The organism is Acidovorax soli, from assembly GCF_014207955.1.
In the GTDB taxonomy this organism is placed as follows: Bacteria; Pseudomonadota; Gammaproteobacteria; order Burkholderiales; family Burkholderiaceae_C; genus Acidovorax; species Acidovorax soli_A.
This window is the reverse complement of sequence record NZ_JACHLK010000032.1, coordinates 1-24,107: the sequence shown is the minus strand read 5'-3', so window position 1 is coordinate 24,107 and position 24,107 is coordinate 1. Positions and strand designations below refer to the sequence as shown.

22 protein-coding genes are annotated in these 24,107 nt (G+C 67.6%); all 22 read left to right on the top strand.

The features are described from left to right. Window positions 1-103 precede the first annotated feature (103 nt). The 22 genes from surE (at window position 104) to HNP48_RS34285 (ending at window position 23,872) form a co-directional block, all read left to right on the top strand. Window positions 104-874: a 5'/3'-nucleotidase SurE gene (gene surE / locus HNP48_RS34390; RefSeq protein WP_184865997.1), complete on the top strand. Its 771-nt coding sequence runs from the start codon at window positions 104-106 to the stop codon at window positions 872-874. Beyond that, window positions 874-1,689, top strand: a complete 816-nt coding sequence (locus tag HNP48_RS34385; protein WP_184865995.1) for a protein-L-isoaspartate(D-aspartate) O-methyltransferase — start codon at window positions 874-876, stop codon at window positions 1,687-1,689. The genes surE and HNP48_RS34385 overlap by 1 nt, the downstream gene beginning before the upstream one ends. Before the next feature lie 13 nt (window positions 1,690-1,702). Continuing rightward, window positions 1,703-2,605, top strand: a complete 903-nt coding sequence (locus HNP48_RS34380; protein WP_184865993.1) for a peptidoglycan DD-metalloendopeptidase family protein — start codon at window positions 1,703-1,705, stop codon at window positions 2,603-2,605. Next, complete coding sequence (locus tag HNP48_RS34375; protein ID WP_184865991.1) at window positions 2,602-3,639, top strand: RluA family pseudouridine synthase; 1,038 nt, start codon at window positions 2,602-2,604, stop codon at window positions 3,637-3,639. Before HNP48_RS34380 ends, HNP48_RS34375 begins: the two co-directional genes overlap by 4 nt. Before the next feature lie 198 nt (window positions 3,640-3,837). Continuing rightward, entirely contained in the window at window positions 3,838-4,905 is a 1,068-nt protein-coding gene (scpB, locus tag HNP48_RS34370) for an SMC-Scp complex subunit ScpB (protein ID WP_184865989.1), read from the top strand. Next, window positions 4,902-6,701, top strand: a complete 1,800-nt coding sequence (locus tag HNP48_RS34365) for a pseudouridine synthase (RefSeq protein WP_184865987.1) — start codon at window positions 4,902-4,904, stop codon at window positions 6,699-6,701. The genes scpB and HNP48_RS34365 overlap by 4 nt, the downstream gene beginning before the upstream one ends. Window positions 6,702-6,797: 96 nt before the next feature. After that, window positions 6,798-7,223 carry a nucleoside-diphosphate kinase gene (ndk, locus tag HNP48_RS34360; RefSeq protein ID WP_184865985.1) on the top strand — a complete coding sequence of 142 codons (426 nt, stop codon included), beginning with the start codon at window positions 6,798-6,800 and terminating at the stop codon, window positions 7,221-7,223. Window positions 7,224-7,382: 159 nt separating this feature from the next. Then, window positions 7,383-8,501, top strand: coding sequence for a 23S rRNA (adenine(2503)-C(2))-methyltransferase RlmN (rlmN, locus tag HNP48_RS34355; RefSeq protein WP_184866011.1), 1,119 nt, complete (start codon window positions 7,383-7,385; stop codon window positions 8,499-8,501). Between the two features lie 26 nt (window positions 8,502-8,527). Beyond that, window positions 8,528-9,367 (top strand): type IV pilus biogenesis/stability protein PilW, encoded by an 840-nt coding sequence (pilW, locus tag HNP48_RS34350; RefSeq protein ID WP_184865983.1) that lies wholly within the window; start codon window positions 8,528-8,530, stop codon window positions 9,365-9,367. Next, the gene (locus HNP48_RS34345) at window positions 9,360-10,319 is read left to right on the top strand and encodes a helix-turn-helix domain-containing protein (RefSeq protein WP_184865981.1); all 960 of its coding nucleotides are present in this window, start codon (window positions 9,360-9,362) and stop codon (window positions 10,317-10,319) included. Before pilW ends, HNP48_RS34345 begins: the two co-directional genes overlap by 8 nt. Further along, window positions 10,320-11,636: a flavodoxin-dependent (E)-4-hydroxy-3-methylbut-2-enyl-diphosphate synthase gene (gene ispG / locus HNP48_RS34340; protein ID WP_311773892.1), complete on the top strand. Its 1,317-nt coding sequence runs from the start codon at window positions 10,320-10,322 to the stop codon at window positions 11,634-11,636. Between the two features lie 174 nt (window positions 11,637-11,810). Continuing rightward, window positions 11,811-13,079: a histidine--tRNA ligase gene (hisS, locus tag HNP48_RS34335; protein ID WP_221480460.1), complete on the top strand. Its 1,269-nt coding sequence runs from the start codon at window positions 11,811-11,813 to the stop codon at window positions 13,077-13,079. 16 nt (window positions 13,080-13,095) lie between these two features. Then, window positions 13,096-13,782: a tetratricopeptide repeat protein gene (locus tag HNP48_RS34330; RefSeq protein WP_184865977.1), complete on the top strand. Its 687-nt coding sequence runs from the start codon at window positions 13,096-13,098 to the stop codon at window positions 13,780-13,782. Further along, a complete protein-coding gene (bamB, locus tag HNP48_RS34325; RefSeq protein ID WP_184865975.1) occupies window positions 13,779-14,942 on the top strand; it encodes an outer membrane protein assembly factor BamB in 1,164 nt (387 codons plus the stop codon). Before HNP48_RS34330 ends, bamB begins: the two co-directional genes overlap by 4 nt. A 36-nt stretch (window positions 14,943-14,978) precedes the next feature. Further along, the gene (gene der, locus HNP48_RS34320; protein ID WP_184865973.1) at window positions 14,979-16,322 is read left to right on the top strand and encodes a ribosome biogenesis GTPase Der; all 1,344 of its coding nucleotides are present in this window, start codon (window positions 14,979-14,981) and stop codon (window positions 16,320-16,322) included. A 257-nt stretch (window positions 16,323-16,579) separates the two neighbouring features. Beyond that, window positions 16,580-16,834, top strand: coding sequence for an RNA chaperone Hfq (gene hfq, locus HNP48_RS34315; protein WP_007848873.1), 255 nt, complete (start codon window positions 16,580-16,582; stop codon window positions 16,832-16,834). Window positions 16,835-16,897: 63 nt separating this feature from the next. Continuing rightward, window positions 16,898-18,073 carry a GTPase HflX gene (hflX, locus tag HNP48_RS34310; RefSeq protein WP_184865971.1) on the top strand — a complete coding sequence of 392 codons (1,176 nt, stop codon included), beginning with the start codon at window positions 16,898-16,900 and terminating at the stop codon, window positions 18,071-18,073. Between the two features lie 53 nt (window positions 18,074-18,126). Continuing rightward, window positions 18,127-19,509: an FtsH protease activity modulator HflK gene (gene hflK / locus HNP48_RS34305; protein ID WP_184865969.1), complete on the top strand. Its 1,383-nt coding sequence runs from the start codon at window positions 18,127-18,129 to the stop codon at window positions 19,507-19,509. A 9-nt stretch (window positions 19,510-19,518) separates the two neighbouring features. Beyond that, the gene (hflC, locus tag HNP48_RS34300) at window positions 19,519-20,430 is read left to right on the top strand and encodes a protease modulator HflC (protein ID WP_184865967.1); all 912 of its coding nucleotides are present in this window, start codon (window positions 19,519-19,521) and stop codon (window positions 20,428-20,430) included. Between the two features lie 204 nt (window positions 20,431-20,634). Continuing rightward, window positions 20,635-21,783 carry an ATP phosphoribosyltransferase regulatory subunit gene (locus tag HNP48_RS34295; protein ID WP_184865965.1) on the top strand — a complete coding sequence of 383 codons (1,149 nt, stop codon included), beginning with the start codon at window positions 20,635-20,637 and terminating at the stop codon, window positions 21,781-21,783. Window positions 21,784-21,816: 33 nt separating this feature from the next. Further along, the gene (locus HNP48_RS34290) at window positions 21,817-23,193 is read left to right on the top strand and encodes an adenylosuccinate synthase (RefSeq protein WP_184865963.1); all 1,377 of its coding nucleotides are present in this window, start codon (window positions 21,817-21,819) and stop codon (window positions 23,191-23,193) included. A gap of 154 nt (window positions 23,194-23,347) precedes the next feature. Continuing rightward, window positions 23,348-23,872, top strand: a complete 525-nt coding sequence (locus tag HNP48_RS34285) for a phosphoribosyltransferase (protein WP_184865961.1) — start codon at window positions 23,348-23,350, stop codon at window positions 23,870-23,872. Window positions 23,873-24,107: the final 235 nt, after the last annotated feature.

The following is a 24,107-nucleotide window of genomic DNA, read 5'->3' as shown; positions in this document are numbered from 1 at the left end:
GCCGGATGATAGGCGCGCCTTTTGCATGGGTGATGTCCCCCGAGCGACCGGAAGGCCTGTCACCGACCGCGTCCTACAATCCGGGGCAAACCATCCCTGTTCCATGAAGATCCTGATATCCAACGACGACGGCTTCCAGGCCCCCGGCATCGTGGCGCTGCACGGCGCACTCAAGACCTTGCCCGGTGTGGAGGTGGAAGTGGTCGCGCCCGAGCACAACAACAGTGCCAAATCGAACGCGCTGACCCTGCATTCGCCCCTGTCCGTGCACCAGTCGGCCAACGGTTTTCGCTATGTGAATGGCACACCGGCCGACTGTGTGCATATCGCGCTCACGGGGCTGCTCGGCTACCGGCCCGACCTGGTGGTCTCGGGCATCAACAATGGCGCCAACATGGGCGATGACACCATCTACTCGGGCACCGTGGGGGCCGCCATGGAGGGCTACCTGTTCGGGGTGCCGGCGATTGCGTTCTCACAGGTCGACAAGGGCTGGGGCGAGATCGAGGCGGCGGCGGCCAAGGCGCGCGAGATCGTGGAGCAGATGCGCCAGCAGAACCTGGTGGGCGAGACCCCCTGGCTGCTCAACGTGAACATCCCCAACATGCCACTGGCGGCGCTCAAGCCCATCCGACTGTGCCGCCTGGGGCGCCGGCATGCGGCCGAGCGCGTGATCGTGCAGGAAAGCCCGCGCGGTGAGGCCATGTACTGGATCGGCAACGCGGGTGCGGCCAAGGACGATGCCGAAGGCACGGATTTCCATGCCACGGCGCAGGGGCATGTGGCCATCACCCCGCTCAAGGTGGACCTGACCGACCACGACAACCTGGGCTACTGGGCGCAGACCGCCTCGAAGCTCGCGGCGGGCATGTGATGCAGCGGCGTCCGGGCTTTCCCGCCAGGCTTCCGGGGAGCGGGGCGCCCGCGCCGCGCCCCGCGGGGGCGGGTGCGGGCAGCACAGGGTCGAGCACCTCCCGGGGTGCAGGGGGCGGGGCCGGCCCCTGGGTGCCAGCGGCCACGGCCGTGGGCGTGGGGCTCGACTCGGCGGCCGTGCGCAACCGCATGGTGCAGAAGCTCGCGGCCGGGGGCATCACCTCGCCCGCCGTGCTGCAGGCCATGGCGACGGTCGAGCGCCACCGCTTCGTGGACAGCGGCCTGGTCAACCAGGCCTACGAAGACACCAGCCTGCCCATCGGCCTGGGGCAGACGATTTCCAAGCCCAGCGTGGTGGCGCGCATGTGCGAGCTGCTGCTGTCCGCCGAGAGCGCCCGCGCCGGCGGCGGCCTCGCCCGGGTGCTGGAGATCGGCACCGGCTGCGGCTACCAGGCCGCTGTGCTGGGCCAGCTGGCGCGTGAGGTCTACACCATCGAGCGCCTGCGCGGGCTGCACGACAAGGCGCGCGACAACCTGCGCCCGTTCCGCCTGGCCAATGTGCACCTGATGCTGGGCGACGGCATGCTGGGCTATGCCAAGGGCGCGCCCTATGCGGCCATCATTGCCGCGGCCGGCGGCGATGCCGTGCCGCAGGAGTGGTGCGATCAGTTGGCGGTGGGCGGGCGGCTGGTGGCGCCCATGGCGCTCACCGGCGGCCAGCAGGTGCTGCTGGTGATTGACAAGACCCCACACGGGTTGAAACAAAGCGTGCTCGAACCGGTTCACTTTGTCCCTCTAAAATCGGGGATTGCCTGAAGGGAAATTGCTTATGTTGGTATCGCGTGGTCTTGTTGCAGGGTTTACCGTGGCGTTGCTGTTGGTGGGCTGTGGAACCCGGATGACCAAGGCGCCTGTGGAAGACCGGGGCACGTATGCCAACAACACGCTGCCACCCTCCGGCGCGCAGCCTGGCGTGGTGGCCGCGCCCGTCAAGCCCCTGCCCGGCGCAGAGAACGCCGGCAAGCCCGGTTACTACACCGTCAAGCCCGGCGACACCCTGATCCGCATCGGCCTGGAAAACGGCCAGGCCTGGAAGGACATCGCGCGCTGGAACAACCTGGAGAACGCCAACCTGATCGAGGTGGGCCAGGTGCTGCGCGTCATCGCGCCTGGCGCGACCCCGCCCCCCGTGATCGCGGCCGACACCGGCGTGGTCACGCGCCCGGTGACCTCCACGACCATCACGCCGTCGACACCGACGGCCACCCCGCTGCCGCCCGCCTCCGGTGCCAGCGGCGCCAAGCCGGCCACGCCTGCGCCCGCGGTGGCCGCAGCACCCGCACCGGCGCCGAGCGCGGGGGAGGACGAGCTGAACTTCATCTGGCCCGCCTCGGGTTCGCTGCTGGCCGGCTTTGACGAAGCCCGCAACAAGGGTTACGACATCTCCGGCAAGGCCGGCGATGCGGTGCTGGCGGCTGCGGACGGCCGCGTGGTCTACTCCGGTGCCGGCCTGCGCGGCTACGGCAACCTGGTGATCCTGAAGCACAACAACACCTTCCTCACGGCCTATGCGCACAACCAGACGCTGCTGGTCAAGGAGGACCAGTCCGTGCGCAAGGGCCAGAAGATCGCCGAGATGGGCAGCACCGACGCCGACCGCGTGAAGCTGCACTTCGAGATCCGCCGCAACGGCAAGCCGGTGGATCCCGCGCGCTACCTGTCGGCGCGTTGAGCGCGGTGGTGGTGGCGCCCGCGCAAGCCCCTGAATCTGGCCAGCCTGGCAGCCCTGACGAGGAGTGGGCCAGCGAAGAGGCGGGTGGCTCTGACGAAGCCGAGGTGCGCCAGATGCAGGTGGGTGCAGCGCAGCATGCGGCCCGCCTGGACAAGGCCCTGGCCGAGCTGGTGCCCGAGTTCTCGCGCAGCTACCTGCAGCAGTTGCTGGCCCAGGGGCTGGTGCGGGTCAACGGACAGCCGGCCACCAAGCCCTCGCTCAAGGTCAAGGCCGGGGACGGCCTGGCCCTGGAGATGCGCCCCACGCAGCAAAGCCAGGCCTTTCGGCCCGAGGCGATGGCCATCGACGTGGTGTATGAGGATGAGCACCTGCTGGTGGTCAACAAGCCTGCGGGCTTGGTGGTGCACCCGGCCCCTGGCAACTGGAGCGGCACCCTGCTCAACGGCCTGCTGGCGCGCGACGCCAAGGCGCTGCTGGTGCCGCGCGCAGGCATCGTGCACCGGCTGGACAAGGACACCAGCGGCCTGATGGTCGTGGCGCGCGAGCGCGCCACCATGGACGCCCTGGTGGCCATGATCGCTGCACGCACCGTGCGCCGCCAGTACGTGGCCCTGGCCCACAAGCCCTGGGCCGGCGCTGCCCAGCGCACGGTGGAGCGGCCCATCGGCCGCGACCCGCGCAACCGGCTGCGCATGGCCGTGGTGGACCTGGCCAGCCAGGCGGGCAAGCCGGCGCGCACGGATTTCCGGTTGCTCGGCGGGGTGGACGAGGGCTGCTGGGTGGAGTGCACGCTGCACACCGGGCGCACGCACCAGATCCGCGTGCACATGGCGTCCATCGGCCACCCGCTGGTGGCTGATGTGCTCTATGGCGGCACGCCGGTGGGGGCCTTGCAGCGCCAGGCGCTGCATGCCTTTCGCCTGGCGTTCGCGCACCCGGTCACGGGGCGGCCACTGGAACTGCACGCGCCGGTGCCCCAGGACATGGTCGATGCACTGTCTTTCTGGGGCCTGCGCTACAATGGCGCGCAGTGAAACCCAGGTATCTGTGTTTCCAGGCCTGACCGGCCCCGGGCGCGCGCACCGCGCCCCGAACCCGAAGACGGAATCCCGCCGGGCCCCCAGTGTCGCGCCAGCGGCCGCGCAGTATGCGCCCCTTGATTGAATGAATCCCTGCTGCTGGTGCGGCCCCTGTCACGACACGTGCCGCTTTTTTCCCGGAATCGCTGAACCATGAACACGGTGGATGCCAAACGGGTCCTTGAGACTGCCCTGATCTGCGCGCAGCAGCCTGTGCCGCTGCGCGAGATGCGGGTGCTGTTCAATGACGCCCTGGGCTCGGACACGCTCAAGCTGCTGCTGCTCGACCTGCAGCGCGACTGGGCCCACAAGGGGGTGGAGCTGGTGCAGGTGGCCACGGGCTGGCGCCTGCAGAGCCGGCCCGAGATGCGCGAGTACCTGGATCGGCTGCACCCCGAGAAGCCGCCCAAGTACACCCGTGCCACGATGGAGACGCTGGCCATCATTGCCTACCGCCAGCCGGTGACGCGCGGGGACATCGAGGACATCCGCGGGGTGACGGTCAACAGCCTGATCATCAAGCAACTCGAAGACCGCGGCTGGGTCGAGGTGATCGGCCACCGCGAGACGGTGGGCCGGCCTTCGCTGTTTGCCACCACGCGCCAGTTCCTCGATGACCTGGGCCTGGCCTCGCTGGACCAGTTGCCCATGCTGGAGGACGCCTCGGGCCATGCCAATGTGCTGGAGGCCATGGCGGCCGCCGCGCAGGGGCAGGGAGTGATCGAGGAAGAGGGCGCCGCGCACGAGGATGCGGAGCAACCCGCGGGCGATGCCCCGGTGCCAGCCATCGGCGAGCCGGCCGATGTCGTGGCCGTGACCGAGACCGAGACCGAGACCGAGACTTCGGCCGAGGTCGAGCCTGTTCAGCAGACCCTCGCAGGTCTGGAGGGGGAGGCGGCGCCGGATGGGGATGCCGATGACCACGGCGACGACGATGATGATGACGATGGGCTGGTGGCAGCCGCGGCCGCGTGGGCGTTGGAGGCGGCCGAGGTCTTGCTGCCGGACGATGCCTCCGATGGGGCTGTGGATGGGGCGGCTGTGCAATCGGAGGAGCCGGTACGGCTCGATCCCGACAGCCATCTGGTGGCCGGCGACGCTGCGGCCCAGGCAAGCACCGCTTCGGGTGCAGACAATTTGAACGAGACGGAGCGGGACGAGGATGCTCCCCGCGACGATGATGACGATGCCCCACAGGGCGTCCAGGGAAAGCTTTCATGAACGACGATTCGACGACCCCCGACCCCGCCACCCTCGGTGCCGAGGCTGCCACCCCCCCTGCCAAGCCACGCCGCGCTCCGCGCAAGAAGGCGGTGCCTGCCGCGGCCGATGATGCTGCCAATGCCGTGGCCCCGGTCGAGGCGGCACCGCTGCCTGCCGAGGAGCCGCCCGCTGCGGTGAAGAAGCCCCGCAAGCCGCGCCAACCCAAGGCGGTGGTCGAGCCGGTGGCCGATGCACTGCCCCAGGTGCCAGCCCCCCAGCTGGCGGTGCAGGACGAATTGCCCCTGGCTGCACCTGTCGCGGTGCCGGAGGCCGTGGCCGAAGCTGTCGTGGTGGCTCCGGAGCCTGCGGTGCCGACGGCACCGGCGGTGCTGGTCGACCGTGCGCCTGGTGCGCGCATTTATGGCGATGCGGCGGTGGCCGAGGCCCCTGCGGCGGCAGAGGCTGCCAGCGGGGAGGAGCCGGGCGGGCCGCGCGAGGCGCAGGCGCGCAGGGACGGCCGGGACCGCAACAAGGGCGCCGGGCGGGGCGGCGCCCGGGACGCTGGCGGCAAGGGTGGCCACCAGGGCCACAAGGGCGGCAAGCCGCAGCGCGGCGGCGTGCCGGGCTACCAGTTCGAGGACGTGGTGTCCGGCCAGTTCGATGCGGACGAGGAGTCCGACGAGGCGGCGCCCCTCAAGCGCGTGCTGCTGCCCCAGGTGGAGACCCCCAAGCTGCACAAGGTGCTGGCCCAGGCCGGCCTGGGCTCGCGCCTGGAGATGGAACAGCTCATTCTGGAGGGGCGTATCTCGGTCAACGGCGAGCCGGCCCACATCGGCCAGCGCATCCAGTTCGGCGACCAGATCAAGGTCAATGGCAAGCCCATCCGCTTCCGCATCGACCCGCCACCCGCGCGTGTGATCGCCTACCACAAGCCCGTGGGCGAAGTGGTCTCGCACGACGACCCGCAAAACCGCCCCACCGTGTTCCGCAAGCTGCCGCGCCTGCCCCAGGGCAAGTGGCAGTCCGTGGGCCGGCTGGACCTGAACACCGAAGGCCTGCTGCTCTTCACCAGCTCGGGCGAGCTGGCCAACAAGCTCATGCACCCGCGCTTCGGCCTGGAGCGCGAGTACGCCGTGCGCGTGCTCGGCGCCCTGAGCAACGAAGAGAAGCAAAAGCTGATCGAAGGCGTGCGCCTGGACGACGGCATGGCCGCCTTCGGCTCCATCGAGGATGGCGGCGGCGAGGGGGCCAACTGCTGGTACCGCGTCACCATCTCCGAAGGCCGCAACCGCGAGGTGCGCCGCATGCTGGAGTCGGTGGGCCATGCGGTCAGCCGCCTGATCCGCATCCGCTATGGTGCCATGGTGCTGCCACGCGGCCTCAAGCGCGGTGCCTGGCTGGAGCTCGACGAGGGCGATATCCGCGCGCTGGCCCAGGCTGCCGGCGGTGGCCGTGAACCGGGCCAGGGGCGCCCCGAAGGCGCGGCCGGCGAGAGTGGTGGCCAAGGCCAGGGCAAGCAGCGCGGCAACAACCGCGGCCGTGGCGGCCCGCGCGGCGACGGCAGCCGCCGCGACCAGCCCCCAGGTGCCAATGCCTTTGGCAATGGCCCGCGCGGCCAGAAGCCCCGCCGCGATGGCGGTGGGGGCGGCCGTGGCAACGGCAATGGCGACGATCGCCCGCGCGGCTCGGCCCAGCCCGATCCGATGAAGACCTCGGTGGGTTACATCGGCTCCGACAGCCTGTCGCGCCACCGCCAGGCCCAGCGCGGCCCGGGCGGGGGGGGCGGCTCGCGCCGGGGTGGCCGAGGCCGTTGATTTACAAGGGCTACCCTCGCACGGTTAGAATCGAGGGTTTTGTCCGGTGGGCAAAAGAATTCGCATCGTTTATATCAATCCAATCAGGAAATCACCATGGCAATCGAACGCACCCTCTCCATCATCAAGCCTGACGCAGTGGCCAAGAACGTGATCGGCCAGATCTACGCCCGTTTCGAAGCTGCCGGCCTGAAGGTCGTGGCTGCCCGCATGGTGCACCTGTCGCGCCTGGAAGCCGAGCAGTTCTACGGCGTGCACAAGGCCCGTCCTTTCTTCAAGGACCTGGTGGACTTCATGATCTCCGGCCCTGTGATGATCCAGGCCCTGGAAGGCGAGAACGCCATCCTGAAGAACCGCGAACTGATGGGCGCCACCGACCCCAAGAAGGCTGACGCCGGCACCATCCGCGCTGACTTCGCCGACAGCATCGACGCCAACGCCGTGCACGGTTCGGACGCTGCCGAAACGGCTGCCGTGGAAGTGGCCTTCTTCTTCCCCGGCCTGAACATCTACTCCCGCTGAGATGGTGGTCCCCATGCTTGAGCCCACCCCGGTGGGGCGGCCGCACCATGGGGACGACTGCGAGCGGTTACCCGAAGGGACGCCGCTATGACGACCACGACCGATACCTCCGCTGTGCTTGCCGCACCTGCCGCCAAGGCAGCGGCAACCAGTGCGACCATGACCAACCTGCTCGAGTTCGACCTCGACGGTCTGGCCGCCTTCTGCGAAAAGCTGGGCGAGAAGCGCTTTCGCGCGACCCAGCTGTTCCGCTGGATCCACCAGCGTGGCGCGCACGAATTCGATGCCATGAGCGACCTGGCCAAGGCCTTGCGCGACAAGCTCAAGGGCTGCGCGCATGTGCAGGCCCTGCCGGTCATCACCGAGCATGTCTCGGCGGACGGCACTGTCAAATGGCTGTTCGACGTGGGCGATGGCAATGCGGTCGAGGCGGTCTTCATCCCCGAGGACGACCGCGGCACGCTGTGCGTTTCCTCCCAGGCCGGCTGTGCCGTGGGATGCCGCTTCTGCTCCACCGGCCACCAGGGCTTCAGCCGCAACCTCACCACCGGTGAGATCGTGGCCCAGCTGTGGTTTGCCGAGCATGCGCTGCGCAAGCGCCTGGGCAGGGACGAGCGCATCATCTCCAACGTGGTGATGATGGGCATGGGCGAGCCCCTGCAGAATTATTCGGCCCTGGTGCCGGCCCTGCGCGTGATGCTGGACGACCATGCCTACGGGCTGTCGCGCCGCCGCGTCACGGTGTCCACCTCCGGTGTGGTGCCCATGATCGACCGGCTGGCCCAGGACTGCCCCGTGGCCCTGGCCGTTTCGTTGCATGCGCCCAACGATCCGCTGCGCGACAACCTGGTTCCGCTGAACCGCAAATACCCGATCGAAGAGCTGCTGGCGGCCTGCAACCGCTACCTGGAACACGCGCCGCGCGACTTCATCACCTTCGAATACTGCATGCTGGACGGGGTCAACGACCAGATCGAGCATGCGCAGCAGCTGATAGCCCTCGTGAAGCCCGCACGCGGCGAGGGCGTGCGCTGCAAGTTCAACCTGATCCCGTTCAACCCGTTCCCCGCGTCGGGCCTTTTGCGTTCTTCACATGCGCAGGTGCAGGCCTTTGGCAAACTGCTGAGCGACGCAGGCATCGTGACCACGGTGCGCAAGACGCGCGGCGACGACATCGATGCCGCCTGCGGTCAACTGGCCGGTGATGTGAAAGATCGCACGAAAGCCGCGGAACGCATGGCCAAGCAGCGCACAATCGCACTCAAACCGGTGACCTGACACAACAAACTTGAAGGAGGCTCTACATGGTGGGATTGGTTGAACGCTGGCAGCGCATGGGCCGCTTTGCGCTTCTGGCCTGTGGGGTGGCAGCTGGGGTGGCAGGGCTTTCGGGCTGCGCGAACAACAGCGCTGGCGGTACGTCGGCCAGCCAGGCCAATGCCGCGGTGTTCACCCCCTCCGATGAGCCCGAGGCGCGCCGCCGCGCCCGCATCCGCCTGGAGCTGGCGACCAACTACTTCGAGAACGGCCAGACGACGGTGGCGCTGGACGAGGTCAAGCAGGCCCTGGTGGCCGACCCCACCTATTCCGACGCCTTCAACCTGCGCGGCCTGATCTACCTGCGGCTCAATGAATTCGGCCAGGCCGAAGAGAGCTTCCGCCGCGCGCTTGGCCTGCGCGCCAATGACCCCAATCTGCTGCACAACCTGGGCTGGCTGCAATGCCAGCAGCGCAAGTACGCCGAGGCCGACCAGAGCTTCGTGACGGCGCTGGCCAACCCGGCCTATACCGCGCGTGGCAAGACGCTGATGGCTCGCGGCCTGTGCCAGGTGGAAGCCGGCCAGACGGCCGAGGCCGAGCAATCGCTGCTCAAGGCCTACGAGCTCGATGCCTCCAACCCGGTGGTGGGCTACCACCTGTCCAATCTGCTGATGCGCCGCAATGAGCTCACGCGGGCGCAGTTCTACATCCGCCGCCTGAACAACAGCGAGTTCTCGAATGCGGAAACGCTGTGGCTGGGCATCAAGGTGGAGCATGGCCTGGGCGACACGGTCGCCATGCGCCAACTGGGCGATCAATTGCGCAGGCGTTTCCCGGAGGCGCGTGAGACGGGTGCCTATCAGCGTGGGGCTTTCAATGAGTGATTCGGTGGCAGGGGTTTCGGTGCACGAAGAAGAGGCACCAGGGGGCGTGCAAGGGCGAACGGCAGGGGCACTGCTGCGCGAGGCCCGGCTGGAGGCGGGCCTGCACATCGCTGCGCTGGCCGTGGCACTGAAGGTGCCGGTGGCCAAGCTGGAGGCCCTGGAGGCCGACAATTTCGCGGCCCTGCCCGACACGGTGTTCGTGCGCGCACTGGCTTCGAGCGTGTGCCGCACCCTCAAGATCGATGCGGCGCCCATTCTGGCATTGCTGCCGCAGAGCAAGAGCCCGCGGCTGGCTGACGGCCATGCCGGCATCAACGCGCCGGTCAAGGGCAGCAGCTCCAGCGCCGGCAATGGCTCCTTCGCCCCGGCATCGTCGGGCGGCAAGAAGTCCTGGGCCATCACCGTGGTGGTGCTGGCCTTGCTGGCGGGAGCCCTGGCCATCATGTTCGTGCCGGCAGACCGCAACCCGTTCGGCATCAGTGCGGGGGACGAGCCGTCGGCGCCGCCACCCGTCGCCGCCCAGGAACCCCAGCCCCCGGTGGCCGCGGCCTCCACTCCCGGTGTGGCAAGCCCCTCCGCTCCGGCTTCCGTCGCGGTGGCGGCGCCTGCACCTGCCGTTCCGGCGCCTGCGGCGGCCCCCTCGGTGGCTGCCAGTGCCGCAGCCCCGGCCGCGCCTGTGGCGGCGGCCTCCGACGCGGCGGTGGCCGTTTCGGCGTCCAGCGTGCTGACCCTGAGCGCGCGCGGCGCCTCGTGGGTGCAGGTGCGTGATGCCAAGGGAACCATTGCGCTGGAGAAGAATCTTGCGCAAGGAGAGTCCGTGGCGGTCTCGGGGGTCTTGCCCCTGGCGGTGGTGGTCGGGCGGGCCGATGTGACCGATGTGTTCGTGCGTGGCAAGCCCTTCGCGCTGACCACCGTTTCGCGCGAGAATGTTGCGCGCTTTGAGGTGAAATAAGTGGACAAGTCCCTGATCGACCTGGCCCCCGTGGCCATTGCCCAGCCCGCGCCCCGGCGTTCCCGCCAGGCCCGTGTGGTCTGGGGCTCGCGAGTGGTCACGGTCGGGGGTGACGCGCCGGTGCGCGTGCAGTCCATGACCAATACCGACACGGTGGATGCCATCGGCACCGCCATCCAGGTCAAGGAGCTGGCCCAGGCGGGCTCCGAATTCGTGCGCATCACGGTCAACACGCCCGAGGCGGCCCAGGCCGTGCCCTACATCCGCGAGCAGCTCGACCGCATGGGCGAGACCGTGCCGCTGGTGGGGGACTTCCACTTCAACGGCCACCGGCTGCTGACCGACTATCCGGACTGTGCACAGGCGCTGTCCAAGTACCGCATCAACCCCGGCAACGTGGGCAAGGGCGACAAGCGCGACCGCCAGTTCGGCCAGATGATCGAGGCCGCCATCCGCTGGGACAAGGCCGTGCGCATTGGCGTGAACTGGGGCAGCCTGGACCAGGAACTGCTGGCCCAGCTCATGGATGCCAACAGCCGCCGCGCCCAGCCCTGGGAGGCACGCCAGGTGATGTACGAGGCGCTCATCACCTCGGCCATCGAGTCGGCGCGCCGCGCCGAAGAAATGGGCCTGAACGGCGACCAGATCATCCTGTCGTGCAAGGTCAGTGGCGTGCAGGACCTGATTTCCGTCTACCGCGCGCTGGCGCAGCGCTGCGACTACGCGCTGCACCTGGGCCTGACCGAGGCCGGCATGGGCACCAAGGGCACGGTGGCCTCGGCCACGGCGCTGTCCATCCTGCTGCAGGAAGGCATTGGCGACACGATTCGCGTGTCCCTCACGCCCCAGCCGGGTGAGGCCCGCACGCAAGAGGTGGTGGTGGCCTCCGAGATTTTGCAGTCGCTGGGCCTGCGCGTCTTCGTGCCCAGCGTGACGGCCTGTCCCGGCTGCGGCCGCACCACCAGCACCACCTTCCAGGAGCTGGCCAAGCAGATCGACGACTACCTGCGCGCGCAGATGCCGGTCTGGCGCGTCAAGTACCCGGGCGTGGAGAAGATCAAGGTTGCGGTCATGGGCTGCATCGTCAACGGCCCGGGCGAGAGCAAGCACGCCGACATCGGCATCAGCCTGCCCGGTACCGGCGAGGCGCCAGCGGCCCCGGTGTTCATCGATGGCGAGAAGGCCATGACCCTGCGCGGCGAGAACATCGCCAACGAGTTCCACCAGGTGGTCGAGAACTACATCGAAAAGCGCTTTGGCGGCACCCATCCGGTGGCCGCCGCGGCAGCCAGCACGCCCGACGGCGCGCTGGCCTGACCGGGCGGCCGACGCCCCTGCGACAATCGCACCCGACGGGCCTGACCGGCCCAGCGAGGCGCCTCCCTGGAGCCGCCTCCCGTATCCCTATCCAAATGGAAGCCCATTGCCGTGAGTAAAGACGTATCCGCCGCTGCCGCCGCCAAGCCTGAGAAGCTGGTCGCGGTCAAGGGCATGAACGACATCCTGCCCCCCGACTCCGCCCGCTGGGAGTGGCTGGAGGACAAGGTGCGCCAGCTGATGGCGCGCTATGCCTACCGCAACATGCGCACCCCCATCGTCGAGCCCACGCCCCTGTTCGTGCGCGGCCTGGGCGAGGTGACCGACATCGTCGAAAAGGAGATGTACTCCTTCGAAGACCGTTTGAACGGCGAGCGCCTGACGCTGCGACCCGAGGCCACGGCCGGCGTGGTGCGCGCGGTGGTCGAGCATTCCATGCTCTACGAGGGTGGCAAGCGCCTGTACTACATGGGCCCCATGTTCCGCCACGAGCGTCCGCAGCGCGGCCGCTACCGCCAGTTCCACCAGATCGGCGCCGAGGCACTGGGCTTTGGCGGCCCCGAGGTGGATGCCGAGCTGATCCTGCTGGCCAATGCGCTGTGGAAGGACATCGGCCTTGCCAACGTGCGCCTGGAGCTCAACAGCCTGGGCCAGCCCGAGGAGCGCAAGGCCCACCGCGCGGCGCTCATCGCCTACTTCGAGCAGAACATCGACCAGCTCGATGAAGAGGCGCGCCGCCGCCTGCACGCGAACCCGCTGCGCATCCTGGACACCAAGAACCCTGCCATGCAGGCGCTGGTGAATGCCGCGCCGCGTCTCATCGACTTCCTGGGTGCCGAGTCGCTGGCGCACTTCGATGCGGTCAAGGCCATCCTGGATGCCAACGGTGTGGCCTGGACGGTCAATCCGCGCCTGGTGCGCGGCATGGACTACTACAACCTCACGGTGTTCGAGTTCATCACCGAGCAACTGGGCTCGCAGGGCACCATCTGCGGCGGCGGCCGCTATGACTACCTGATCGAGCAGATCGGCGGCAAGCCCGCGCCCGCCGTGGGCTGGGCCCTGGGCGTGGAGCGCGTGCTGGAGCTGGTCAAGGAGCAGGGCGCCCAGGTACCCGCGCTGGTGCCGGATGCCTATGCCGTCATCCCCAGCCGCAGCGCCCTGCCGACCGCCATCCGTGTGCTGGAGCAACTGCGCGCCGCGGGTGTGCAGGTGCAGATGCACGGCGCTCCCACGGCCAGCGAAGGCATGGGCAGCATGAAGTCCCAGTTCAAGAAGGCCGATGGCAGCGGGGCGCAGTATGCTTTGGTGTTTGGCGACGACGAGCTGGCCCGCGGCACTGTCACCGTGAAGTCGTTGCGCGATGGCGCAGGCGGTGCCCAGGTGGAGCAACCGCTCGCCCAGGTGGCCGATTGGGCCGCCACCCTACAATCCAACCGTTAATTCTTAACCAACCTCCATGGCAAATCACTTAGACCTCGAAGAGCAGGAACAACTGGACCAGCTCAAGCATTTCTGGAACCAGTGGGGAACCCTCATCAGCTGCGTGCTGATCGTGGTGTGCGGTTCGCTGGCGGCATGGAACGGTTACCAGTACTGGCAGAGCCGCCAGGCCACCAAGGCGGCGGCACTGTTCGATGCGGTCGACGTGGCCAACCGGGGCAAGGACCAGGCGCGCGTGGAGCAGGCCTTTGGCGACCTCAAGGCCAACTATGCCGGCACGCCACAGGCGGCGCAGGCCGGTTTCCTGGTGGCCCGCGGCCTCGTGGAGGCTGCCAAGCCCGATGAGGCGCGCGAAGTGCTGGCCTGGGTGGCTGCGAACGCCGGCGACGACGGCTTCAAGGCCCTGGCCAAGCTGCGCCTGGCGGCTGTGCTGACTGAACAGAAGAAGTACGACGAAGCGCTGGCCCAGCTGTCGGGTTCGCTGCCCGCGGCCTTCGACGGTGTCGCTGCCGACCACCGCGGCGACATCCTGATGCTGCAGGACAAGCGCAGCGAAGCCCAGGCCCAGTACGCCAAGGCCTACAAGGCCATGAGCGAGGACGTGGAATACCGCCGCCTGGTCGAGGTCAAGCTCAATGCGCTGGGTGCCAACCCCGCCGCAGAAACCGTGGCTGCCGCCAAAGCGGCCGAGGCGGCCAAATGAGCGCGCGCAAGCTTTCGCTCCCGGCCCGTGGCCTGACCGTGCTGGCCTTGGCGGCCGCACTGGCTGGTTGCTCGGTCATGCCGGGCGGTTCGTTCTGGGGCGGCTCGTCCAAGCCCGTGCCGGCCGATCTGGGTGCCAATGTGCCCGTGCTCGGCGTGCGCCAGGCCTGGACCAGCAAGGTCGGCGCGGTGGCCAGCCTGTCGCTCACGGTTCAGGTGAGCGGTTCCACCGTGATGCTGGCCTCCGCCGACGGCACCGTCGCCGCCATCGATGCCCGCACGGGTGGTGATGTGTGGCGCCTGGCCCTGGCCGAGCCGCTGTCGGCCGGTGTGGGCAGCGATGGCAAGCTGGCGGCCGTGGTGGCGCGCAGCAATGCGCTGATCGCCATCGATGCCGGCCGCGAGCGCTGGCGCCAGCCCATGGCCTCGCAGGTCTTCACCGCCCCGCTGGTGGCCGGTGGCCGCGTGTTCGTGCTGGCGGCCGACCGCACCGTGATCGCCTTCGATGCGGCCACGGGCAAGCGCCTGTGGACCCAGCCACGCCCCGGTGAGCCCCTGGTGCTGCGCCAGGATGGCGTGCTGCTGGCCGTGGGGGACACCCTCGTGGTGGGGCTGTCCGGCCGCCTGGTGGGCCTGAACCCCGACAACGGCAGTGTGCGCTGGGAGGCTCCGCTGGCCAGCTCGCGCGGCACCAACGATGTCGAGCGCCTGGTGGACCTGGTGGGCAATGCCAGCCGCGTGGGGGACTCGGTTTGCGCACGTGCCTTCCAGTCCGGCGTGGGCTGCGTCAACACGGCGCGCGGCTCCGTGGCCTGGACCCAGCGCGCAGCCGGTGCCGAAGGCATCGACGGCGACAAGGACGCCATTTTCGGCACCGAGAGCAATGGCTCGCTGGTGGCCTGGAACCGCAACGACGGCACGCGCCTGTGGGGCACGGAACGCCTCAAGCACCGCAAGCTGACTTCGCCCCTGCTGCTGGGCCGCTCGGTGGTGGTGGGCGACGACACCGGTCTGGTGCACCTGCTCTCGCGCGCCGATGGTGCGCCGCTCAACCGCCTGACCACCGATGGTTCGGGCATTGCCGCCCGTCCTGTGGCGGCGGCAGACACCCTGGTCGTCGTGACGCGCAACGGTGCGGTGCTCGGCTACCGGCCAGAGTAGTAGCCAGCGCAGTGAAAAAAGGATAGGTTGTATTCAATGAAGCCAGTCATCGCCCTCGTGGGGCGGCCGAATGTCGGTAAATCCACGCTGTTCAACCGCTTGACGAAGTCCCGCGACGCGATCGTGGCGGACTTCGCCGGGCTCACGCGTGACCGCCACTACGGCAATGGCAAGCAGGGCAAGCACGAGTACATCGTCATCGATACCGGGGGCTTCGAGCCCGATGCCTCCAGCGGCATCTACCGCGAGATGGCCAAGCAGACGCAGCAGGCCGTGGCCGAGGCCGATGTGGTCATCTTCGTCGTGGATGCGCGCGCCGGTGTCTCGGCGCAGGACCACGACATCGCCAACTACCTGCGCCGTCTGTCCAAGCCCTGCGTGCTGGTGGCCAACAAGGCCGAGGGCATGGTCGAGGGCATCCAGCTGGCCGAGTTCTACGAGCTGGGCCTGGGCGAGGTGCTGCCCGTGTCGGCCGCGCATGGCCAGGGCATCCGTGGCCTGGTGGACCTGGCGCTCAAGCCGCTGAACCTGCCCGAGCCCGATGAAGACGATGCCTCGGGCGACAAGAGCGTGATCAAGCTCGCCGTAGCGGGCCGCCCCAATGTGGGCAAGTCCACGCTGATCAACACCTGGCTGGGCGAGGAGCGCCTGGTCGCGTTCGACATGCCAGGCACCACGCGCGATGCGATCACCGTGCCCTTCGAGCGCAATGGCCAGCGCTTCGAGCTGGTGGACACGGCCGGCCTGCGCCGCAAGGGCAAGGTGTTCGAAGCCATCGAGAAATTCTCGGTGGTCAAGACACTGCAGGCCATCGAATCGGCCAACGTGGTGCTGCTGCTGCTCGACGCCACGCAAGGCGTGACCGACCAGGACGCGCACATCGCCGGCTACATCCTGGAAAGCGGCCGTGCCGTGGTGCTGGCCGTGAACAAGTGGGATGCCGTGGACGAGTACCAGCGCACGCTGCTGGAGCGCTCCATCGAAAGCCGCCTGTCCTTCCTGAAGTTCGCGGCCATGCACTTCATTTCGGCCAAGAAGCGCCAGGGTCTGGGCCCGCTGTGGACTTCCATCGTGCAGGCGCACAAGGCGGCCACCTGCAAGATGTCCACCCCCGTGCTCACCCGGCTGCTGCTGGAGGCCGTGCAGTTCCAGGCGCCCAAGCGCTCGGGCATGTTCCGCCCCAAGCTGCGCTATGCGCACCAGGGCGGCATGAACCCGCCGGTGATCGTGATCCACGGCAACTCGCTGGAGCATGTGACCGATGCCTACAAGCGCTTCCTCGAAGGGCGCTTCCGCAAGGAGTTCGACCTGGTGGGTACGCCGCTGCGCATCGAGGTCAAGACCTCGCACAACCCCTTCGTGGACAAGGACGAGGGCTGACCCGGCTGCCGCAGCGGGCCCCGGTGAGAGGGATCCGACTGCGCAGGGGCCGCGGCGCATGCCCTGTTGCGGGTGGTTTAAGGTAACCAACTGTTTCCTCTGTGGGGCCCGCTTCCGGGGCATTCCCTGCAAAGCACCACGGCCCGGCGTGAAGAAAGGCCGGGTTGGCGAAAGGCCATGCCATCACGCGGCAAAACTCCGACTTTGCTGTGGTAAGGTGGTGGTTTACAACAACATTTTTGAACACGGAGAATATCGTGAGCAATAAAGGCCAACTTTTGCAAGATCCTTTCCTGAACGCACTGCGCAGGGAGCATGTGCCCGTTTCCATCTACCTGGTGAACGGCATCAAGCTGCAAGGGCAGATCGAGTCGTTCGACCAGTATGTGGTCTTGCTGCGCAATACCGTCACGCAGATGGTCTACAAGCATGCCATCTCCACCATCGTGCCGGGCCGCGCGGTCAATTTCTCGACGGCCGAAACCCCTGATGCAGACGGCGCCGGCAACTGAGTTGCGGCATCCAGTTCAGCATTCAATCCTGGGTTTGATGGTCATGGGCGGAGGCCATCCGCTTTGAGCACCCCCGCATCTTCTGGCGCGGGGGGCGCTTCGGTACTGCTGGTGGGGGTGGACTTCGGTCTTCCCCATTTCGACGGCGAACTCGAAGAGTTGGGCCTGCTCGCGCAGACCGCGGGGCTCAACCCCGTTGCGCGCCTGACCTGCAAGCGCAAGGCCCCCGATGCCGCCCTGTTCGTGGGCAGCGGCAAGGCCGATGAAATCCGCACCCTGGCGCAGATGCACGGCGCGGTGGAAGTGCTGTTCGACCAGTCGCTCAGCCCCGCGCAGCAGCGCAATCTGGAGCGGCACCTGGAGTTGCCCGTCTCCGACCGCACCTTCCTGATCCTCGAAATCTTCGCCCAGCGCGCGCGCAGCCACGAGGGCAAGCTGCAGGTCGAGCTTGCCCGGCTGCAGTACCTGAGCACGCGCCTGGTGCGCCGCTGGTCGCACCTGGAGCGCCAGACTGGCGGCATCGGCGCGCGCGGCGGCCCGGGCGAAAAGCAGATCGAACTCGACCGCCGCATGATCGGCGAGGCCATCAAGCGCACGCGCGAGCGGCTGTCCAAGGTCAAGCGCCAGCGCTCCACGCAGCGCCGCCAACGTGACCGACGCGACACCTTCACCATCTCGCTGGTGGGCTACACCAACGCGGGCAAGTCCACGCTGTTCAATGCGCTCGTGAAGGCGCGTGCCTATGCGGCCGACCAGCTGTTCGCCACGCTCGACACCACCACGCGCCAGCTCTACCTGGGCGACGCGGGGCGCTCGGTGTCGCTGTCGGACACCGTGGGCTTCATCCGCGACCTGCCGCACGGCCTGGTGGATGCCTTCCAGGCCACGCTGCAGGAGGCGGTCGATGCCGACCTGCTGCTGCATGTGGTCGATGCCTCCAACCCCCATTTCCCCGAGCAGATGGACCAGGTGCAGCGCGTGCTGCACGAGATCGGCGCGGCCGACATTCCGCAACTGCTGGTGTTCAACAAGCTCGATGCGCTCGATGCCGGGCAGCAGCCTGCGCTGCTCGAAGACCAGTACGAGGTGGAGGGCCAGATGGTGCCCCGCCTGTTCGTGAGTGCACGCTCCGGACAGGGGCTCGACAACCTGCGCCGCGCGCTGTCCGCGCGGGTGTTGGAAGCCCAGGAAGACATGACCCCAGCTGAAGCTGCCCCATTGCAGGCCCAAGAGGACTGATTGGGCACAATGCCGTTTTGATCGATGCCACCAGAGAACCAGAGACTTTGCGCATGAATTTCCAAAATCGCACCCTACGCTGGGCTTCGCTGCCAGAACGTATCCGGGGCATGTTCAATCTGAACGACCCCCGCTGGGGCCGTGGCGAGGACAAGTCGGACGATGGCGCTCGCCCGGACGACCGCCAGCCGGCGCAGCCCCCTGCGGGCAACCGCGGGCGCGAGACCAACAACAAGGGCCAGGGCAATGGCCAGCCGCCGGATCTGGACGAACTGTGGCGCGACCTCAACCGCAAGCTCGGCGGCCTGTTTGGCGGCAAGGGCGGCGGCGGGCGTGGGGCCGGTGGCTCCGGCAACGGCAGCTTCCAGCCGCCCGACATGAAGAGTGCAGGTGTGGGCGTGGGCCTGATCGCCGGCATCGTCTTCGTGATCTGGATGGGCACGGGCTTCTTCATCGTGCAGGAAGGCCAGCAGGCCGTGATCACGCAGTTCGGCAAGTACAAGAGCACGGTGGGCGCGGGCTTCAACTGGCGCCTGCCGTACCCGATCGAGCGCCATGAGCTGGTGTTCGTGACGCAGATCCGCTCGGCCGATGTGGGCCGTGACAACATCATCAAGAGCACGGGCCTGCGCGAGTCGGCCATGCTGACCGAGGACGAGAACATCGTCGAGATCAAGTTCGCCGTGCAGTACCGCCTGAGCGATGCGCGTGCCTGGCTGTTCGAGAGCAAGAACCCCTCGGACGCCGTGGTGCAGGCCGCCGAGACGGCGGTGCGCGAAGTCGTGGGCAAGATGCGCATGGACACGGCCCTGGCCGAGGAGCGCGACCAGATCGCCCCGCGCGTGCGCACGCTGATGCAGACCATCCTGGACCGCTACAAGGTCGGGGTCGAGGTCGTGGGCATCAACCTGCAGCAGGGCGGCGTGCGCCCGCCCGAGCAGGTGCAGGCCTCCTTCGACGACGTGCTCAAGGCCGGTCAGGAGCGCGAGCGCGCCAAGAACGATGCGCAGGCCTATGCCAACGATGTGATCCCGCGTGCCGCGGGCTCGGCATCGCGCCTGAACGAAGAGGCTGCGGCCTACAAGGCCCGCATCGTGGCGCAGGCGCAGGGTGATGCGCAACGCTTCTCGTCCGTGCTGGCCGAGTACCAGAAGGCACCCCAGGTCACGCGTGACCGCATGTACCTGGAGAGCATGCAGCAGATCTACGGCAACGTGACCAAGGTGCTGGTCGATTCGCGCCAGGGCTCCAACCTGCTGTACCTGCCGCTGGACAAGATCATGCAGAGCGTGAGCAGCAACACGCCTGCCTCGCTGGAGTCGCCGCCGGCCAACGCCGCATCGACCGTGGCACCGACCTTGCCACCGACCTCCACTTTTTCGAATGACCCCCGGGCGCGTGACAGCAGTCGCACCCGCGAACGTGAATCCCGCTAGGAGCAGCTCGTGAACAGAGTCGGATTTATCGCATCCACCCTCCTGGTGGTGCTTGCACTCATGAGCTCCATGCTCTTCGTGGTCGACCAGCGCCAGTTCGGCGTGCTCTACGCGCTCGGACAGATCAAGGAAGTGATCACCGAGCCGGGCCTGAACTTCAAACTGCCGCCGCCGTTCCAGAACGTGACCTACATCGACAAGCGCCTGCTCACGCTGGACAGCCCCGATACCGAACCCATGCTGACGGCCGAGAAGCAGCGCGTGGTGATCGACTGGTACGTGCGCTGGCGCATCTCCGAGCCCACCCAGTACATCCGCAACGTGGGTCTGGACGAAAGCGCGGGCGCCATGCAACTCAACCGCGTGGTGCGCAATGCCTTCCAGGAAGAGATCAACAAGCGCACCGTGAAGGAGCTGTTGTCGCTCAAGCGCGAGGCGCTCATGGCCGACGTCAAGCGCGAGGTGCTCGAAGCCGTGCGCGGCGCCAAGCCCTGGGGTGTGGACGTGGTGGACGTGCGCATCACGCGCGTCGACTACGTCGAGGCCATCACCGAGTCGGTGTACCGCCGCATGGAAGCCGAGCGCAAGCGCGTGGCCAACGAGCTGCGCTCCACCGGTGCCGCCGAGGGCGAAAAGATCCGCGCCGATGCCGACCGCCAGCGTGAAATCGCCATTGCCAATGCCTACCGCGATGCCCAGAAGCTCAAGGGCGAGGGCGATGCCGAGGCAGCACGCATCTATGCCGACGCCTTTGGCCGCGATCCCCAGTTTGCACAGTTCTATCGCAGCCTGGAGGCCTACAAGTCGAGCTTCAACAAGAAGAGCGATGTGGTGGTGGTCGATCCATCCTCGTCCGACTTCTTCAAGGCCTTCCGCGGCAACGCGCCGGCCCCGGCAGCGCTGCCCGCCGCGCGCAAGTAAGCCCCCTGCGCCCGGCCTGGCAAGGCAGATGGCGGCAATCCTGCACAGCGGGATTGCCGCTTTTTTGTGGGGGCTGCTCCCGTCCCATGGGACACGGCAAGCCCCCCGGATTTTTCGCCCCGGTCCCCCTGGCGGCAGGCCCCGATTTGGGCTGCTTGGCCGGTGCCGGTAGAATCACGGTTTTAACAGCCTCCCCTTTTCTCCATGTCTGCTTGGGTCCTGCCGGATCACATTGCCGATGTCTTGCCGTCCGAAGCGCGGCACATCGAAGAATTGCGTCGCGGGCTGCTCGACACGGCGCGCTGCTATGGCTATGAGCTGGTCATGCCGCCGTTGCTGGAGCACCTCGAATCCCTGCTGACCGGTACCGGGGAGGCGCTGGACCTCCAGACCTTCAAGCTGGTGGACCAGCTGTCGGGCCGTTCCATGGGCCTGCGTGCCGACACCACGCCCCAGGTGGCGCGCATCGATGCCCACTTGCTCAACCGCAAGGGTGTGACGCGCCTGTGCTATTGCGGCCCCGTGCTGCACACCCGCCCCGACCGCCCCCATGCCACGCGCGAGCCGCTGCAGTTCGGCGCCGAGATCTATGGCCATGCCGGGCTGGAGGCCGACCTCGAAGCCCTGCAGCTGGCGCGCGAATGCCTGCGCGTGGCCGAGGTGCGCGACACCACGATCGACCTGGCCGATGTGCGCATCGTGCGCCGCCTGCTGGCCGGTGTGGCGGTGGACGCTCCGCTGCTCAGCCGCATCCATGCGGCGCTGGCGGCCAAGGATGCGAGCGAGTTGGCCTCGCTCACCCGCGATTTCCCCACCGCTTCGCGCGAGGGCCTGCTGGCGCTGCTGCAGCTCTATGGCGACGAATCGGTGCTGGCCGAAGCCGACAAGACCTTGAAGCACATCGCCGGCGTGTCCGAGGTGCTGTCGCACCTGAAGTGGCTGGCATCGCGCCTGGATGGCGCCGTGGTCACCTTCGACCTGGCCGACCTGCGCGGCTACGCCTACTACAGCGGCACGCGCTTTGCCATCTATGGCAAGGGCGCCAGCGACGCGCTGGTGCGTGGCGGCCGCTACGACGAGGTGGGTGCCGTGTTCGGCCGCAACCGGCCTGCGGCCGGCTTCAGCCTGGACATCAAGCAACTGGTGAGCGTGGTGTCCCCGCGCGCCCTCAAGGCCGCCATCCGCGCGCCCTGGGGCGAAGCGAGCGACGTGAATGCCGCCATCGCCGAACTGCGCCGCCAGGGCGAGACGGTGGTGTGTGTTCTGCCTGGGCATGGGAGCGAAGTCGATGAGTTCCACTGTGACCGAGAGCTGGTGCAGATTGCGGGCCAGTGGGTCGTGCAGGCTGTTTGATCGAGTTATTTGCAATTGAGAATTGGGTCTGAGATGAAAGCAACCAAAGGTCGCAACGTAGTGGTGGTCGGAACCCAGTGGGGTGACGAAGGCAAGGGCAAGCTGGTCGACTGGCTCACCGAGAGCGCGCAGGGCGTGGTCCGGTTCCAGGGCGGTCACAATGCCGGCCACACCCTGGTCATCAACGGCGTGAAGACTGCGCTGCACCTGATCCCCAGTGGCATCATGCGCCCGGGCGTCAAGTGCTACATCGGCAACGGCGTGGTGCTGTCGGCCGCCAAGCTCTTCGAGGAAATCGAGGGCCTGGAAAAGGCCGGTGTGGAAGTGCGTTCGCGCCTGCGCATCAGCGAGGCCTGCCCGCTGATCCTGCCCTTCCATGCTGCCATCGACGTGGCCCGTGAAGCTGCGCGCGAGCAGGGTGGTACCGAGAAGATCGGCACCACCGGCCGCGGCATTGGCCCCGCCTACGAGGACAAGATCGCCCGCCGTGCGCTGCGCGTGCAGGACCTCAAGTACCCCGAGCGCTTCGCCACCAAGCTGCGCGAACTGCTGGACCTGCACAACCACGTGCTCACCACCTACCTGGGCTCGGCCAAGTTCGTCTTCGGCGATGCGCTCAAGCCCTACATCCAGGACGGCAAGGTGCAGTTCGACGTGGTGTATGCCGAAGCCATGCGCCATGCCGAGCTGCTCAAGCCCATGATGGCCGACGTCTCGCGCGAGCTGAACGAAGCCCACCAGGCCGGCGCCAACCTGCTGTTCGAAGGCGCACAAGGCACCTTGCTCGACGTGGACCACGGCACCTACCCGTACGTCACTTCCAGCAACTGCGTGGCCGGCAATGCCGCCGCCGGCTCGGGCGTGGGCCCGGGCATGTTGCACTACATCCTGGGCATCACCAAGGCCTACTGCACGCGCGTGGGCGGCGGTCCGTTCCCGACGGAACTCGACTGGGAAGTGCCCGGCACGCCTGGCTACCACATGAGCACCGTGGGTGCCGAGAAGGGTGTGACCACGGGCCGCAGCCGCCGTTGCGGCTGGTTTGATGCCGCGCTGCTCAAGCGCAGCGCCCAGGTCAATGGCCTGTCGGGCTTGTGCATCACCAAGCTCGACGTGCTCGACGGCCTGACCGAGCTGCTGCTGTGCACCGGCTACGAACTCGACGGCGAAAAGATCGACCTGCTGCCCATGGGCGCGGACGACATCGCCCGCTGCACCCCCATCTATGAAACCCTGCCCGGCTGGAGCGATTCCACCGTGGGCGTGACCGACTACGCCAAGCTGCCCGAAGCGGCACGCCGCTACCTGGAGCGCATTGCGGAAGTGACCGGCGTGCCGATCGACGTGATCTCCACCAGCCCGGACCGCGACCACACCATCATGATGCGCCACCCCTACGCGGCCGGCTGACGCACCACCTTGCCGCCGCTGCCCCGGCCGAAGCAAGGCCGGGCAGCGGAGTGCTTTCTTTTCGTATTTCCTCTATATCGCGATAAGGGCTTGCTCTGGCGCTGCTGCCGTGTGATCCTCTTGTCCATAAGCCACCATCCCAGGAGCCCCGCCCATGTTGACCGAAGACGGCAAACACCTGTATGTCAGTTATGACGAGTACCACAGCCTGATCGAAAAGCTGGCACTCAAGGTGCACCAGTCGAACTGGGAGTTCGACACCATCCTGTGCCTGGCGCGCGGTGGCCTGCGCCCCGGCGACATCCTGAGCCGCATCTTCGACAAGCCCCTGGCCATCATGTCCACCAGCTCCTACCGCGCCGAAGCCGGCACCGTGCAGGGCCACCTGGACATCGCACGCTTCATCACCACCCCCAAGGGCGAGATCGCCGGCCGGGTGCTGCTGGTGGACGACCTGGCCGACTCTGGCCACACCCTGCATGCCGTGATCGACATGCTCAAGACCAACTACGCACCCATCACCGAACTGCGCAGTGCTGTCATCTGGACCAAGGCCATGTCCACGTTCACGCCCGATTACTCGGTGGAGTTCCTGCCTACCAACCCCTGGATCCACCAGCCCTTTGAAGGCTATGACAGCCTGAGCCCTGCCAAGCTGCTGGAGAAGTGGCGCGTGTGACCCGCGCCCCCAGGCCGGCAGGCCACAAGAAGAAAGAGAGCGCAAGCCCTCTTTCTTCTTGGTGGATGGCTGGGGCGGTGGCGGGACAGAGCCCTTGTTGTGCAAATTCTTCGGGTTTTCCCTGCGATGCCCTCCAAGTGGTGCTATAGTCGAGGGCTTCGCTGCACGGAGGTCCTTGTTGGGATGATCTGGGTGGATGAAGAAGAAGGTTTGAAAAAACTTTCGAAGTTTTAGA

What these genes read in the sequence shown, in the direction of transcription:
- surE (WP_184865997.1), top strand. Translation starts at nt 104, where the DNA reads ATGAAGATCCTGATATCCAACGACGACGGCTTCCAGGCCCCCGGCATC.
- HNP48_RS34385 (WP_184865995.1), top strand. Translation starts at nt 874, where the DNA reads ATGCAGCGGCGTCCGGGCTTTCCCGCCAGGCTTCCGGGGAGCGGGGCG.
- HNP48_RS34380 (WP_184865993.1), top strand. Translation starts at nt 1,703, where the DNA reads ATGTTGGTATCGCGTGGTCTTGTTGCAGGGTTTACCGTGGCGTTGCTG.
- scpB (WP_184865989.1), top strand. Translation starts at nt 3,838, where the DNA reads ATGAACACGGTGGATGCCAAACGGGTCCTTGAGACTGCCCTGATCTGC.
- HNP48_RS34365 (WP_184865987.1), top strand. Translation starts at nt 4,902, where the DNA reads ATGAACGACGATTCGACGACCCCCGACCCCGCCACCCTCGGTGCCGAG.
- ndk (WP_184865985.1), top strand. Translation starts at nt 6,798, where the DNA reads ATGGCAATCGAACGCACCCTCTCCATCATCAAGCCTGACGCAGTGGCC.
- rlmN (WP_184866011.1), top strand. Translation starts at nt 7,383, where the DNA reads ATGACCAACCTGCTCGAGTTCGACCTCGACGGTCTGGCCGCCTTCTGC.
- pilW (WP_184865983.1), top strand. Translation starts at nt 8,528, where the DNA reads ATGGTGGGATTGGTTGAACGCTGGCAGCGCATGGGCCGCTTTGCGCTT.
- HNP48_RS34345 (WP_184865981.1), top strand. Translation starts at nt 9,360, where the DNA reads ATGAGTGATTCGGTGGCAGGGGTTTCGGTGCACGAAGAAGAGGCACCA.
- hisS (WP_221480460.1), top strand. Translation starts at nt 11,811, where the DNA reads ATGAACGACATCCTGCCCCCCGACTCCGCCCGCTGGGAGTGGCTGGAG.
- HNP48_RS34330 (WP_184865977.1), top strand. Translation starts at nt 13,096, where the DNA reads ATGGCAAATCACTTAGACCTCGAAGAGCAGGAACAACTGGACCAGCTC.
- bamB (WP_184865975.1), top strand. Translation starts at nt 13,779, where the DNA reads ATGAGCGCGCGCAAGCTTTCGCTCCCGGCCCGTGGCCTGACCGTGCTG.
- der (WP_184865973.1), top strand. Translation starts at nt 14,979, where the DNA reads ATGAAGCCAGTCATCGCCCTCGTGGGGCGGCCGAATGTCGGTAAATCC.
- hflK (WP_184865969.1), top strand. Translation starts at nt 18,127, where the DNA reads ATGAATTTCCAAAATCGCACCCTACGCTGGGCTTCGCTGCCAGAACGT.
- HNP48_RS34295 (WP_184865965.1), top strand. Translation starts at nt 20,635, where the DNA reads ATGTCTGCTTGGGTCCTGCCGGATCACATTGCCGATGTCTTGCCGTCC.
- HNP48_RS34290 (WP_184865963.1), top strand. Translation starts at nt 21,817, where the DNA reads ATGAAAGCAACCAAAGGTCGCAACGTAGTGGTGGTCGGAACCCAGTGG.
- HNP48_RS34285 (WP_184865961.1), top strand. Translation starts at nt 23,348, where the DNA reads ATGTTGACCGAAGACGGCAAACACCTGTATGTCAGTTATGACGAGTAC.